Genomic DNA, 12,844 nt, shown 5'->3' with positions numbered 1-12,844 from the left:
GTCGCGGTCACGGTCGCGGTCGCGGTCGTCGGAGCCGAGTTCGCCGACGGCGTCCCGGACCGCACCGCCGATCGCGCCGACGGTCTTGCCGATCCCGGACGCCGCCTTGCGGGCGCCGACCGCCCCGGAAGCACCCTCGACCAGGTCGGGCAGCCCCTTCTGACCCTTCGGCGTGATGTCGAACCGGTCGACCGCCTCGGCGAAGCGCAGGTACGTCTCCACGCTGGCGATGACGATCCGGGCGTTGATCTCCAGCAACTGGATGCCGACCACGGCGACCGACACCTGCGCGTCGATCACCACGCCCTTGTCCAGGACCGTCTCGACGACGTCGGCCAGGCTGGAACCCGCTCCGCCGCGCTCCAGCGCGCCGCCGACCTGATCGTCACTCGTTGCGATCGTCACTCCCGCTCCTCCCGTCGACGGCGGACCACGGGCCGGCGGGGCGCCTCCGGGGCGCGTCGCGGCCGGGCCTCCTCGCGGGGCAGCGGCTCCTCGCGCGGCTGCGGGCGCCGGGCCCGCTCCGGGGCGCGGCGACGCGGCGGCGCCTGTTCCTCCTCCGGCTCCTCCTCGTACTCGCCGTAGTCGCCCTCGTCGTACTCGTCCTCGTACTCCTCCTCGGCGGGACGGCGCCGCAGCGGCGGCCGACGGCGGCCACGCTCGACGGGCCGGCGCTCCGCGCGCGGCTCCTCCTCGACCTCCTCCTCCGGCTCCGGTTCGGGCTCGCCCCGGCCGCGCTCGCGCTCCGGTCGCCGCCGCCCGCGCTCCTCCCGCTCGGCCTGTTCCCGCTCGGCCTGCTCCTGCCGGTCGCGCTCCTCGCGCAGGGCGGTCTCGTGGTCCGTGACCACCTGCCCGTCCTCGATCTCGCCCCGCCAGCCCTGCACGGAGTCCGGGTCGAGGACGGTCTGCGTCATCACGTGCCGGACGAAGTGCTTCAGCTCCAGCCGGACGCGGCGGCCCTGCGCGCGCCACAGGTTGCCGGTGTGCTCGAAGAGCCCCTGCGGGTGGTACTCCAGCACGACCAGGATGCGGGTCAGGTCGGACGACAGCTCGTGGAAGCTGACCGTGCCGTCGACCGAGCCCTTCTCGCCCTTCGAACGCCAGTGGATCAGCTTGTCGGGGATCTGCCGGACGATGGTCGACTCCCAGGTGCGGTGCGACCAGAAGACCTGCGCCTTCCAGGTCAGCTTCTCGTCCGCCTCGGTGTCGACGTTCTCGACCTTCTTCATGAAGCTCGGGAAGTCGCCGAACTGGGTCCACTGGTTGTACGCGACCCGGACGGGCACACCGACCTCGATCGCCTCCACGATGTTGGTGACCTTGAGCTTCTTCCCGCCGCCCTTGCCGCCCTTGCCGCCCTTGCCGAGCGCCGACATCACCTTCTCCTTACCGCCGGCCAGTCCGGCATGGACCAACGCCTTCACCGGCGACCCGCCCTCGGCGAGCTTCTGCGCGCCCGTCGCGGCGGCGATCAGGCCGGGGCCACCGCCCTGCTTCGCGTAGTCGCTGAGGCGTCCGGTCGCGCCGGTGATCCGCTCCGTCACCACCTGCACGGCGCGTTCGCCGATGGCGCTCGCCAGGTTCCGCGCCTCGCCGGCGAGCTGGCCCCGGACCTTGTCGCCGAGGGCGCCGGGATTCGTCGTGCCCACCATGGTCACCGCCCCCGCTGGTCGGCGTCGGTGTCCCGGTCCGGCCGGTCGTCGTCCGACCCGTCGTCGGGCGCGCCGGCGCCGCCCCTGCGGCGCAGCGCGTCGGCCGAGCCGCGCAGCTTGCCGCTGATCGCGTCGATGCCGCTGCCGGCCGCGGCGGTCGCAGCCGCCTTGGAGGCGGCGGCGAGCGGCCCGCCGAGGCGACCGAGGTTGGCCAGCTGGGGGGACGACTGCAGCAGGTTGCCGCCCGCCTTCAGCAGCCCGCCCGGCTCCCGGCTGGCGCGGCCGGCCGCGACCGCGGCGGCCAGGGTGAGGGCGGTACGCAACCTGCGCCGGCGGCCGAGCAGATAGCCGAAGCCCACCGCGAGCCCGATTCGTGCTCCGCTGTTCATCAGTTCTCCTTCGCTCCCCGGAGCGGCAGACACCTGACGGCAGCGGTCGAAAATGGCCGCCGGGGATCAGCACGTGCCGGACCGCAATCAGGTGTCCCGTTCAATCGGACCCGGCGGGCAGTACCCGATGGCCTATCGGCGAAACATTTCCGCCTTTTCTCGGAACCATTTCCGGAGCCCACGGCACGGCCCTCGTCAACCGCGCAAATCGGGCAGTCGAACCGCTACGAGCAGCGAGAACCTCAGAAAGGAAAGATCTGACGAATGGTCGTCACAAAGCGGGCGGCGTCGAATCGAGGCATATCTCGGCGTGCACCTTGCCGTCACCCTCGCGCAATTTTGCCCCGCACTTGGAGAGCACCGACAACGCCCCGTGATTGTCGACGGTGGTCTCGGCGACCACGAGCCGCATTCCGGCCGCCGCCGCCTCGTTCAGCAGCTCACGCAAAGCGGCCGGGCCGATGCCCTGGCCCCGGGCGGACCGGCCGAGCCACATCCCGGTCTCGACGGCGCCCGGCTCGTCGCGGCGGCTCATCCGGATCATGCCGACCACCTCGCCGCCGGCGAGGATCGCGTACATCTGGGTCCCGGTGGGACCGCTCAGGCCGGCGAAGCTCGCCCGGTGGAACTCGCGGAACGCCTCCCGGCGGGCGTGCGACCAGCCCGCCGGAGCCTCCACCGGCGGCATCACATCGCCGGGCTCCGCCTCGGCAGCCGCTACGGAGAGCAACGGCTCCAGGTTCCGCTCGTCCACCGGCTCCAACCGGACCGTTCCCGCCACGTGCCGCAGTCTGCCGGCCCCACCGGCCCAAGTCCACCCCATCGAACTCCGACTAGCGGTCCGGCGGAAGGTATCGGCCGGTCGGACCGCATCGTGTTCCACCTCACGCTCCGCTGTCGGCGGGCGCCCACCGGCGCCCCGGCCGCCCGTCCCGCGCGGTCACGGAGCGTCGGCGTCGAACTCGCAGAGCACCACCGAGGCGTCGTCGGCCGGCTTGTGCCGGCGCAACCGGTCCGGGTGGTCGCGCTCCGCCGCGCGTACCCGGTCCACCAGCGCGCCCGGGCCGTCGGCGCTCACCACGTCCAGCAGCCCCGCCCAGTCGAGGAGACCGAACTGCTCCACCACGGCCGACGCGCCGTCGCTGAGCAGCGCCGCCCGACGTACGGCGCCCGGCCCGCGCAGCGGCAGCGTCCCGGTCACCGCGTGGAACGCCGCGTCCGGGTCGGCGGCTGCCACCCAGTAGCCGTGGGTCCGGTTCATCCGCTCCCGCTGCACGGCGACCGCCTGCCGGAGCCGGGTGGCCCGGTCGGCCGGGCCGGCCGGCACCGCCGCCGCCGTGTCCCGCAACTCCGCCATCGCGGCGTCCAGCCGGTCGTCGGTGACCACGCTCACCCGGCCGCCGGCCTCCAGCACCAGCGGGCTGTCGCAGAGCACCAGGTAGTCGAGGTGGTCGCCGCCGTCGCGCAGCAGGCAGACCGTGCTCGACGGGGTGCCCGGATGGCCCAGGTCGCACTCGTCGCCGTGGTCGGACCGGACGGCCAGGATCGCCGCCGCCAGGTTGCTCGTCAACGTCGCCGTCGGCCGGATCGCCTCGGCCAGCCCGAGCCGGGCCGCGAGGTGCCGGACGTACCAGGACGGCCCGTGCACGCAGCCGGTGTCGAAGCCCTCCGGCACGGTGGCGCCGTCCAGCACGCCGACCAGCGGCCCGAACCGGAAGACCAGGTCCTCGTTGACCGGCCGGCCGGGGGGCGGCGCGGACGCGGAGCTCACCCGCATCGTCCGCGCCGCCCCGACCACCCGGGTCGCCTCAGCGGCGACGGAGGTCGTCGGCGGCCGCATGCGCCTGCCCCTGCACCTGGTGGGCGGCCGACCGGCCCTGCTCCCGTACGGCCGACGCGCCCCCGAGGGCCGTGGAGCCCACCGACTGCGCCGCCCGCTGCGCCGGCCCGCGCATGTTGTCACGCAGGTTGTCGCGCATCTGGTGGCCGACCTGGCTCGCCTGCTGGCGCAACTGCCCGGAGTGCTCGGTCACCTTGCCCCTGGCCTGCCCGGCCAACTGCCGTTCGGGCCGGCTGGGCGGAATCAGCGACGAGACCAGCAGTCCGGCGCCGAAGGCGATCAGGCCGGCGGCGAGGGGGTTGCCCTGCGCCTGCTGGCGGGACTGCTGCCCCAGCGAACGGGCGTCGTCCCGCACCGACATGGCCGCGTGCGACATCTGCTCGCGGGACTGCTCCCCGAACGCCCGCGCCGACTCGGTCGCGTGCGACATGCGCTGACCGGCGCCGTGCCCGTCCGACTGCACGCCCATCACCTTCTCCCTGGCCCGGGTGAGCGCGCCACGGGCCTGCCCGACGCGCTCACCGGCGACCCGCCGCGGGTTGACCTTGTCGGCCAGCGCGTCGACGTCGCTGCTCAGTTCGTTCCGGGTGTTCTCGATCTCCCACCGGATCCGGTCCGGATCGTTGGACATGATCTGCTCCCTCCCGGCTGGTTCACCGGCCTCGCACCGCGTTCGGCATCTCCCGTGCGGTCTGTCTCGTCCTGGGCAGCACCGAGCGGAGCTGCGCCATCTTCGTTCGCGCGTTGGCGAGCAGGCCACCGGCGACCGCGGCCCAGATGACGGCCACGATCAGCGCGGCCCAGCCCTGGTCCATCACGTTCGACAGTCCCCACCACAGCGCGTACGACACGAACAGCACCGTCAGGAAGCCGGCCAGTGCGGCACCGCCGAACATCCCAGCGGCCTTGCCCGCCCGGGTCGCCTCCTCGCGCAGCTCGGCCTTGGCCAGTTCGATCTCCTTGCGGACCAGCGTGGAGACGTCCCGGGTCACGTCGCCGAGCAGGTCGCCGACCGACGCCTGGGTCCGCTCCTTCTCCGGGGCGCTCACGGCGCCACCCCGCCCGGGATGTCCGGCCCCGGCCGGCCGGGCGGCGAGGCGTTGCGCACCCGGGCCATCCCGGTGTACGCCTCCTCGCGCGGGTACGCCTCGCTACGCGGGTACGCCTCCTCTGCGGTGTACGGCGCCTCGACCGCCCGCTCGTACGGCTGCGGCCCGCCAGTCCCGGGCTCGGCGCCCGGCTGCGGCGTCGACGGCTGGCCGGCGCCCCCCGCCCCGTCACCGGAGGCGGTGAGGTTCCGGGTGAGCCGCCCGACGAGCACCCCGGCCACGGCCGCGCCGGCCAGGAACGTCCCCGGGTTCCGGCGCGCGTACGACCGCACCTCGTCGACCACCGCCCCGGGCTCGCGTTCGTCGAGCCAGCCGGCCGCCTGCTGGGCGGCGTCCGCCGCACGGCGGACCATTTGGGCGGCCGTCCCGGAGTCCTCGCTCCGCTCCGCCATCGAGCCGAGTTCGCGCCCGATACCGCGCAGCCCGTCGGCGGCCCGCCGCTGCTGCGCCTGGGCCTGGTCGCGCAACTGCGTACCGGCCTCACCGGTCAGGTTCCGCGCCTGCCGCCGGGCCTCGGAGACGACCTGTCCGCCCTGTTCCGCGGCGGCGTGCGCGACCTGCCCGCCGGCCTGGGCCGCGTGGTGCCCGACCCGGGATGCCTGCTGCCGGGCCTGCTGCCCGGTGCCGGTCGCACCGTCCGGTGGCCGGCTCGGGTTGATTCCCGTCATCGCCCGCTCCCTCCGTCGGCCCCGGGCCGCAGGGTCACGACCCGGAACGTGAACCAGCCGCGGGACGCGGCGGGTTCGTCAGCCGCCTACCCGCGCGGCTCGTCGACATTCCGTCCCGCCGGTCCGGGCAGGACGGGAAACCGGACCGGAACGACCGACCCGTACGGAACCGGCCACAGGGCGCGGATGGCAGTGCCGAACACCGCCCAGGAGGCCAGGCATGGCGCTGCGGCGCGGCTCCGGGGCGGCGGGACGGCGGTCAGCGGCGGCGGTTACGGGCCCGGGAGGAGCGCAGCCGGCGCAGCCGGCCGACCAGCACCGGCTCGGCGGCCAGCGCGGCCGGGTTGTCCAGCAGCGCGTTCAGCAACTGGTAGTAGCGGGTGGCGGAGAGGCCGAAGGTGTCCTGGATGGCCTGTTCCTTGGCGCCGGCGTGCCGCCACCACTGCTGCTCGAAGGCGAGGATGCCCCGCTCCCGCTCCGTGAGCCCGCCGGCCGGCCGGCCGTCCGCCGGGGCGTCGGTCTCGCCGGGCGGCGTCCCGGCCGCGCCCGCGCCCGGCTCGGCCGCCGTGCGGGGCTGCGGCACGGCCGGCACCCCGGGGTCGGAGCCCGACCGGGGCTGGGGGACGAGGGCGCCCGCGTCGTGCGCCTCGCCGGTCGCGTCCGCCCGGTCCGCCGTGGACGGCTCGGTGGCGGCCGGGGCGGCGTCGGCGGGCTGCATGGCGCTCCTCATGGGCAGGCCGGCGGCACAACACGACGCCGACCGGGGGGACCTCAGCCTAACCAGGGCCCACCCGGTTCGCATCGGACGACAGTGCCGCAACGTGACCGGGCCGGTTCGCCCCGTGTCCGCCGGCCAACGGCACACACGCCGTCGGCGGCGGCGGTGTGCCGATCGTCACCGGGACGATCGGTGGCCCGGTGGAGGGCGCGGCGGGTCGTCGGGCGCCCGCCTGTCACGTCCCGCCCGGGGCGGTGCGACCGGGGGCCGGGGAGAGCCGCCGGTCGCACCGCCGGGATCAGGAGATGTCCCGCCGGCGCATCGCCCAGAGCGCCGCGCCGAGGATCACCGTCAACCCGACCGCCAGCAACACCGAGGAGTGCTGCCAGGTGATGTCCAGGGTCTCCGGCTTGCACTCGCCGAAGTAGGTGGCCTGGCAGGCGTTCCAGTCCTCCAGCGTCACCTTCTTCTGCATCCACGCCGCCGCGTAGGTGGGCAGCAGCCACGCCTCGGCGAACTGCACCCCGGCCATCTGCAGCAGGATGCCGAGGCCGAACTGCCCGACGACCATCAGGCCGATCGCCCCGCCCAGCGCCATCGCGGTGTGCCGTCCCAGCGAGGCGAGCGCGAAGCCGATCGTCGCGGTGATCAGGGCGAGCACCACCCCGCGCAGCCCGGTGAGGGCGAAGGACTGCCAGACACCGGAGGTCATCTTCTCCGTGCTGCCGCGGAAGGTGGCGACCAGCCAGAAGCTGCCGAACCAGACCGCCGTCGTCGGCACCGCCAGGGCGAGCAGCCCGGTGAGCAGCGCCGCCAGCTTGGTCAGCAGTACGGTCAGCCGCTTCGGCCGCCACAGCAGCAGGTTCATCATGCCGCCGGTGTTCCACTCCGCCCCGACGAAGGAGGCGCCGACCACGAACCCGACCAGCGCCAGGATCGCCGCGAGCGGCAGCAGCGTGAAGCCGAAGTTCTCCCGGAAGTCGAAGGTGGAGGGCAGGAACCACCGCGACTCGACCGCCTCCCGGGGCGGCGGCTGGATCAGCGCGCAGTCATCCGGGAAGCCGCTGGCCTGGCTGTTTCCGGCGGCCTTCGCCCGCTCGCACTCGGCGCGGTACTCCTCGTTGCGGATCACGTCCTGCTGCCACTGCTGCTCGGCGGCGCGCTCGGCCTTCGCCAGCGCGGCGGCATCGATCTTCTCGTTGGTCAGGAAGACCCCGACCACCACGGCCGCGAGCACCAGCAGGCCCAGCAGGCTCATCCAGCGGGTGAAGCGCCGCTTGGCCAGCCGGCGCAGCTCCGTACGGTAGAGGCTCACGCGCCCCACCCTCCTCCGGCGGCACCGGGTTGCCCCGCCCCGCCTACCTTCGTGGACTGGTCGACCTGCCGGTGCTGGCCGGGTACCGGCGCGGTGGCGGTCAGTTCGAGGAAGACGCTCTCCAGGTCGACGGCGACCGGGGCGAGCTCGCTGACGTAGAGGCCCTGCTCGGCGAGGATCCGGGTCACGGTGGCCGGCTTGTCGACGCCGGCGAGCATCAGGTGGTCGGGCTGGCCGTCCACCCGGATCCCGGCGCGGGTCAGCGCCTCGGCGGCGATCGGCAGGTCGGTGACCGCCTCCAGCCGCACCCGGACGGCGCCGGACGAATGCCGGGCGAGCACCTCCTCGACCGGGCCGAAGGCCACCCGTCGGCCCAGCGAGATGATGGTGACCGAGTCGCAGATCAGCTGGATCTCGCCGAGGATGTGGCTGGACAGCACCACGGTCATCCCCGACTCGGCGAGGGTGCGCATCAGCGTGCGCATCTCCCGGATGCCGCCCGGGTCCAGCCCGTTGGCCGGCTCGTCGAGGATCAGCAGCTTCGGGTTCTTCAGCAGGGCCGAGGCGACGGCGAGCCGCTGCTTCATGCCCAGCGAGTACGTCTTGACCCGCTCGCCGGCGCGGTCGCGCAGCCCGACCAGCTCCAGCACCTCGTCGATCCGTCGCGGCGGCACGTCACCCGCGCCGGCCAGCAGGGACAGCGTGTCCCGCGCGGAGAAGTGCGGGAAGAACTGCGGGCTCTCCACGATCGCGCCGACCTGGCCCGCGACGGCGGGCAGCGCCTCGGGCACCTCGTGGCCGAGGATGGCCATCCGGCCGCCGTCGGGCCGGATCAGACCGAGCAGCGTACGCAGCGTGGTGGTCTTGCCCGACCCGTTGGGGCCGAGGAAGCCGTGCACCTGCCCCACCTCGACCCGCATGTCGAAGCCGTCGAGCGCGTTGCGGGTGCCGCGCCGACGACTCTTGTACGTCTTGCGGAGACCTTCGATCTCCAGGACAGCTGGCAAGCTGCACCTCCCCCGATGGGCGTATGACACGCGACACCATACGCGGTATGCAGCGGAGTGCAATACCCGGTATGCATCGCCACGCCGATCGGATGAAAGGAAGGGCCCCTTCCTATGCACCAGACGTTAGGAAGGTGCCCTTCCTTTCACGTCAGGCGCAGATGACGGTGACGCCGGCGGCGCGGAACGCCGCGACCACGTCCGGGTTGGCGCCGGAGTCGGTGACCAGCGTCTCCACCCGGTCCACCGGGCAGATCCGGGCGAAGGCGTGACCGCCCAGCTTGGACGAGTCCGCGATGATCACCACCCGCTTGGCCCGGGCCACCATCAGGTTGTTCATCGCCGCCTCACCCTCGTGGTGGGCGGCGGCGCCGAGCTGGGGGTCGATCGCGTCGACGCCGAGCAGGGCGACGTCGAGGGTGACCTCGCGCAGCAGCGCCCCGCCCAGCGGGCCGACCAGCTCGAACGACTTGGGGCGGACCACGCCGCCGGCCACCACGACCTTCATCCGGGAGCGGACGAGCAGCTCGTTCGCGATGTTCAGCGCGTTGGTGACCACGGTGAGCTGGGCACCTTCGGCGCTGGTGTTCAGGTCGGGCCGCACGGCGAGGGCCCGCGCGACCTCCGTGCTGGTGGTGCCACCGTTGAGGCCCACCACGGTGCCCGGGGAGACCAGCGCCGCCGCGGCCGCGCCGATCCGCTGCTTCTCGGCCGAGTGCTTGGCGGTCTTGTAGCGCAGCGGCAGGTCGTACGAGACGCCGTTGGCGACCGCGCCACCCCGGGTCCGGGTGATCATCTGCTGCTGGGCGAGCTGGTCGAAGTCACGCCGGATGGTGGCCTGGGAGACGTCCAGCCGCTCGGCGGCCTCCTCGACGCTGACCCGGCCGCTGTCGGTCAGCATTTCGAGCAGGGCGTTCCATCTGGCGTACCGGTCCACCCCAGGGCCTCCAGTTACTGCGCGGTCGGTGATTGATTGCGTGCACAGTAGTGCGCGAAACTACGAGGGCGCAAAACCATGTCCTGCTCGATGACGGGGCTGGTTGCCACGGCCAGCCGAGTTCGCGCAGAATAACGCGCGAAAGACGGCTTTAACGAGCCGTATTGCGCACCGCTCCCCTGCGTAGGAGTTCTCATGTCGTACGTCGACGCGGAGATCGCGAGCCAGCCCGACTGCTGGCGGGAGGCGGCGCGGGTCGCCGCCACCGCGGCCGACCACCTCCCCCGCCAGGGCGAGCGGGTCGCCGTCGTGGGCTGCGGCACGTCGTGGTTCATGGCGATGGCGTACGCGGCCCGCCGCGAGCAGGCCGGCCAGGGCGAGACCGACGCCTTCCAGGCCTCCGAGTTCCCCGCCGGGCGGCGCTACGACCGGCTCGTCGCGATCACCCGTTCCGGCACCACCACCGAGGTCACCGAGCTGCTCGCCGCGCTGCGCGGGCGGGTGCCGACGACCGTCCTGGTCGGCGACCCCGCCTCCCCCGCCGCCTCGCTGGCCGACGCGGCGGTGCCGATGCCGTTCGCCGACGAGCGCTCGGTGGTGCAGACCCGCTTCGCGACCACCGCGCTGGCCCTGCTCCGCGCCCACCTCGGCGACAACATCACCGCGCTCTCCGCCGACGCGGAGGTGGCGGTGCGCGCCCCGCTGCCGATCGAGCCGGCCCGGATCGAGCAGGCCACCTTCCTCGGTCGGGGTTGGACGGTCGGGCTGGCCCAGGAGGCGGCGCTGAAGTGCCGCGAGGCGGCCACCTTCTGGGCCGAGGCGTACCCGGCCATGGACTACCGGCACGGCCCGATCTCGATCGCCGCTCCCGGCCGGTTGGTCTGGGCGTTCGGCGAGCTGCCCGACGGGCTGCCCGAGGACGTGGCGGCGACCGGCGCGGCGTTCGTGCACAGCCGCACCCACGGCTGCCGCACGGTGCTCGGCAGCTGGGCCGCCGGTCGTACGCCGGTCGACCCGATGGCCGACCTGATCCTGGCGCAACGCTTCGCCGTCGCGCTCGCCACCAGCCGGGGCCTCGACCCCGACGCGCCCCGGCACCTGAGCCGGTCCGTGGTTCTCGCATGAGCGCAGGCGACGTCGTCGTCGCGCTGGACGTCGGCGGCACCGGGATGAAGTGCGCCCTGGTCCGGCCGGACGGCGCCGTGCTGCACGCCGAGCGGCACCCCACCGACGCCGGGCGCGGCCCGGACGCCGTGGTCGACACCGTCCTGGCGGTCGCCGAGGGGCTGGCCGGCAAGGCCCGCGCCGACGGGCTCACCCCGGTCGCGCTCGGCGTCGCCGTGCCCGGCGTGATCGACGAGGCGCGCGGGGTCGCGGTCTGGTCCGCGAACGTGGGCTTCCGGGACGTACCGCTGCGGGACCTGGCACGGGCGCGGCTCGGGCTGCCGACGGCGCTCGGCCACGACGTGCGCGCCGGCGGCCTGGCCGAGGCGCGGCTCGGCGCCGGCCGCGACTCCGCGCACGTCCTCTTCGTCGCGATCGGCACCGGGATCGCCGCGGCGCACGTGGTCGACGGCACGGCCGTCACCGGCGCGCACGGCGCCGCCGGGGAGATCGGCCACATCCAGGTACGCGCTGGCGGGCCGGCCTGCGGCTGCGGCCGTCCCGGCTGCCTGGAGGCGGTGGCGTCGGCGGCCGCGATCGGCCGGCGCTACACGGCCCTGGCCGGTGTCCCGGCGACCGCCGCCGACGTGGCCGACCGGGCCGCGGCCGGCGAGCCGCTGGCGGCGGACGTCTGGCGGGAGGCCGTCGAGGCGCTCGCCGACGGCCTCGCCACCGGCCAGGCCCTCTTCGACGTGGAGACCGTCGTGCTCGGCGGCGGCCTGGCGCAGGCCGGCGCGCTGCTGCTCGAACCGCTGCGGGCCGCGCTGCACGAGCGGATGACGTTCCACCGGGAGCCGCGCCTGGTCGCGGCGGCCCTCGGCGACGAGGCCGGCTGCCTCGGCGCCGCCCTGCTCGCCCTCGACAGTCTGGAGAAGTGATGGCCACGCGGGTGAACGGCAAGGTGGTGACCCCGACCGGCGTGATCCGGCAGGGCTGCGTGGAGCTGGACGGGGGCCGGATCACGGCGGTGGCCGAGTACCCGTCCGTGCGCGACGGGCACTGGATCGTGCCCGGCTTCGTCGACATGCACACGCACGGCGGCGGCGGGCACACCTTCACGACCGGCGACGCCGAGCAGGCCCGGCAGGCCGCCGACTTCCACCTGCGGCACGGCACGACGACCCTGCTGGCCAGCCTGGTCAGCTCGCCGTTCGAGCTGATGCGCGCGGCCACCGCGGCCTTCGCGCCGCTGGTCGGCGAGGGGGTGCTGGCCGGCATCCACTTCGAGGGGCCGTACCTCTCCTCGGCCCGCTGCGGCGCGCAGAACCCCGAGTTCCTCCGCGACCCGTCCCCGGACGAGCTGGCAGAGCTGATCGAGCTGGGCGACGGCGCCGTCCGGATGGTCACCCTCGCCCCCGAGCGGGACGGCGCGTTGGAGGCGGTCAAGCTGCTCGTCGCGCACCGGGTGGTCGCCGCGGTCGGCCACACCGACGCCACGTACGACGAGACCCGCGCCGCCGTCGCGGCGGGCGCGAGCGTCGGCACCCACCTGTTCAACGGGATGCGGCCGGTGCACCACCGCGAGCCCGGCCCGGTGGTGGCCCTGCTCGACGCCCCGAACGTGGTCTGCGAGCTGGTCGCCGACGGAGTCCACCTGCACGACGGAATGCTGACCTTCGCCACCTCGACGGCGGGCCCGGAGCGGGCCGCCCTGATCACCGACGCCATGGCCGCCGCCGGCATGCCCGACGGCGACTACGAGCTGGGCGGCCAGGCCGTCACGGTGGCGGGCGGGGTGGCCCGGCTGGCCCGCGACGGCGCGATCGCCGGCAGCACCCTGACCATGGACGAGGCGCTGCGGCACGCGGTGGCGGCCGGCATCCCGATCGCGGACGCCGTGCGGATGGCGGCCACCACGCCGGCCCGCGCGATCGGCCTCGGCGACCGGCTGGGCGCGCTCCAGGTCGGGCTCCGGGCCGACCTGGTGGTGCTCGACGACGACCTGAACGTGGTCCGGGTGATGCGCGGCGGCTCCTGGGTGGAGTGACCGACCGGCGCCGGGACGGCTCGGTTCCCGGACGGCCACGCCGGCGGGCCGCGCCGGC

The 12,844-nt window shown here is 74.5% G+C and carries 14 protein-coding genes and 1 pseudogene; 3 read left to right on the top strand and 12 right to left on the bottom strand.

What is annotated here, in order from left to right:
- Positions 1 to 189: 189 nt before the first annotated feature.
- From gvpJ to ACGF5G_RS19525, 12 genes and pseudogenes are all read right to left on the bottom strand, one after another.
- A pseudogene (gene gvpJ / locus ACGF5G_RS19580) lies at positions 190 to 366 on the bottom strand (gas vesicle protein GvpJ); the annotation flags it as partial.
- A 35-nt stretch (positions 367 to 401) separates the two neighbouring features.
- On the bottom strand, positions 402 to 1,652 hold the full coding sequence (locus ACGF5G_RS19575) for an SRPBCC family protein (RefSeq protein WP_393264609.1): 1,251 nt from the start codon (positions 1,650 to 1,652) through the stop codon (positions 402 to 404).
- Between the two features lie 2 nt (positions 1,653 to 1,654).
- Positions 1,655 to 2,041 (bottom strand): hypothetical protein, encoded by a 387-nt coding sequence (locus ACGF5G_RS19570; RefSeq protein ID WP_393264607.1) that lies wholly within the window; start codon positions 2,039 to 2,041, stop codon positions 1,655 to 1,657.
- A gap of 271 nt (positions 2,042 to 2,312) precedes the next feature.
- Positions 2,313 to 2,822, bottom strand: coding sequence for a GNAT family N-acetyltransferase (locus ACGF5G_RS19565; protein WP_393264605.1), 510 nt, complete (start codon positions 2,820 to 2,822; stop codon positions 2,313 to 2,315).
- A gap of 159 nt (positions 2,823 to 2,981) precedes the next feature.
- Positions 2,982 to 3,881 (bottom strand): hypothetical protein, encoded by a 900-nt coding sequence (locus tag ACGF5G_RS19560; protein WP_393264602.1) that lies wholly within the window; start codon positions 3,879 to 3,881, stop codon positions 2,982 to 2,984.
- Entirely contained in the window at positions 3,850 to 4,512 is a 663-nt protein-coding gene (locus ACGF5G_RS19555) for a DUF3618 domain-containing protein (RefSeq protein ID WP_393264599.1), read from the bottom strand. The genes ACGF5G_RS19560 and ACGF5G_RS19555 overlap by 32 nt, the downstream gene beginning before the upstream one ends.
- Positions 4,513 to 4,534: 22 nt before the next feature.
- Positions 4,535 to 4,930: a phage holin family protein gene (locus tag ACGF5G_RS19550; protein ID WP_363700859.1), complete on the bottom strand. Its 396-nt coding sequence runs from the start codon at positions 4,928 to 4,930 to the stop codon at positions 4,535 to 4,537.
- Entirely contained in the window at positions 4,927 to 5,658 is a 732-nt protein-coding gene (locus ACGF5G_RS19545; protein ID WP_393264596.1) for a hypothetical protein, read from the bottom strand. The genes ACGF5G_RS19550 and ACGF5G_RS19545 overlap by 4 nt, the downstream gene beginning before the upstream one ends.
- A gap of 259 nt (positions 5,659 to 5,917) precedes the next feature.
- On the bottom strand, positions 5,918 to 6,376 hold the full coding sequence (locus ACGF5G_RS19540; protein WP_393264595.1) for a DUF3263 domain-containing protein: 459 nt from the start codon (positions 6,374 to 6,376) through the stop codon (positions 5,918 to 5,920).
- A gap of 298 nt (positions 6,377 to 6,674) precedes the next feature.
- On the bottom strand, positions 6,675 to 7,691 hold the full coding sequence (locus ACGF5G_RS19535; RefSeq protein ID WP_393264593.1) for an ABC transporter permease subunit: 1,017 nt from the start codon (positions 7,689 to 7,691) through the stop codon (positions 6,675 to 6,677).
- The gene (locus ACGF5G_RS19530; RefSeq protein WP_393264590.1) at positions 7,688 to 8,698 is read right to left on the bottom strand and encodes an ABC transporter ATP-binding protein; all 1,011 of its coding nucleotides are present in this window, start codon (positions 8,696 to 8,698) and stop codon (positions 7,688 to 7,690) included. The genes ACGF5G_RS19535 and ACGF5G_RS19530 overlap by 4 nt, the downstream gene beginning before the upstream one ends.
- 151 nt (positions 8,699 to 8,849) lie before the next feature.
- Positions 8,850 to 9,635: a DeoR/GlpR family DNA-binding transcription regulator gene (locus tag ACGF5G_RS19525; RefSeq protein ID WP_357696204.1), complete on the bottom strand. Its 786-nt coding sequence runs from the start codon at positions 9,633 to 9,635 to the stop codon at positions 8,850 to 8,852.
- A 195-nt stretch (positions 9,636 to 9,830) separates the two neighbouring features.
- Here ACGF5G_RS19525 and ACGF5G_RS19520 point away from each other — a divergent pair, with 195 nt between their 5' ends.
- The 3 genes from ACGF5G_RS19520 to nagA are packed head-to-tail and all read left to right on the top strand — an operon-like array spanning position 9,831 to position 12,786.
- A complete protein-coding gene (locus ACGF5G_RS19520; RefSeq protein WP_393264587.1) occupies positions 9,831 to 10,760 on the top strand; it encodes an SIS domain-containing protein in 930 nt (309 codons plus the stop codon).
- Entirely contained in the window at positions 10,757 to 11,677 is a 921-nt protein-coding gene (locus ACGF5G_RS19515) for an ROK family protein (RefSeq protein ID WP_393264585.1), read from the top strand. Before ACGF5G_RS19520 ends, ACGF5G_RS19515 begins: the two co-directional genes overlap by 4 nt.
- Complete coding sequence (gene nagA, locus ACGF5G_RS19510) at positions 11,677 to 12,786, top strand: N-acetylglucosamine-6-phosphate deacetylase (protein WP_393264582.1); 1,110 nt, start codon at positions 11,677 to 11,679, stop codon at positions 12,784 to 12,786. Before ACGF5G_RS19515 ends, nagA begins: the two co-directional genes overlap by 1 nt.
- The last annotated feature ends 58 nt before the right edge of the window (positions 12,787 to 12,844 follow it).

Source organism: Micromonospora sp. NPDC047730 (genome assembly GCF_043204765.1).
Classification (GTDB): domain Bacteria; phylum Actinomycetota; class Actinomycetes; order Mycobacteriales; family Micromonosporaceae; genus Micromonospora.
Note: the sequence above shows the minus strand (reverse complement) of the source record. Positions and strands in the feature narration are given on the sequence as shown.

Bases quoted from the DNA above. Each gene is read 5' to 3' on its own strand.
- ACGF5G_RS19575 (WP_393264609.1), bottom strand. From the start codon at position 1,652: ATGGTGGGCACGACGAATCCCGGCGCCCTCGGCGACAAGGTCCGGGGC.
- ACGF5G_RS19570 (WP_393264607.1), bottom strand. From the start codon at position 2,041: ATGAACAGCGGAGCACGAATCGGGCTCGCGGTGGGCTTCGGCTATCTG.
- ACGF5G_RS19560 (WP_393264602.1), bottom strand. From the start codon at position 3,881: ATGCGGCCGCCGACGACCTCCGTCGCCGCTGAGGCGACCCGGGTGGTC.
- ACGF5G_RS19555 (WP_393264599.1), bottom strand. From the start codon at position 4,512: ATGTCCAACGATCCGGACCGGATCCGGTGGGAGATCGAGAACACCCGG.
- ACGF5G_RS19545 (WP_393264596.1), bottom strand. From the start codon at position 5,658: ATGACGGGAATCAACCCGAGCCGGCCACCGGACGGTGCGACCGGCACC.
- ACGF5G_RS19540 (WP_393264595.1), bottom strand. From the start codon at position 6,376: ATGCAGCCCGCCGACGCCGCCCCGGCCGCCACCGAGCCGTCCACGGCG.
- ACGF5G_RS19520 (WP_393264587.1), top strand. From the start codon at position 9,831: ATGTCGTACGTCGACGCGGAGATCGCGAGCCAGCCCGACTGCTGGCGG.
- ACGF5G_RS19515 (WP_393264585.1), top strand. From the start codon at position 10,757: ATGAGCGCAGGCGACGTCGTCGTCGCGCTGGACGTCGGCGGCACCGGG.
- nagA (WP_393264582.1), top strand. From the start codon at position 11,677: ATGGCCACGCGGGTGAACGGCAAGGTGGTGACCCCGACCGGCGTGATC.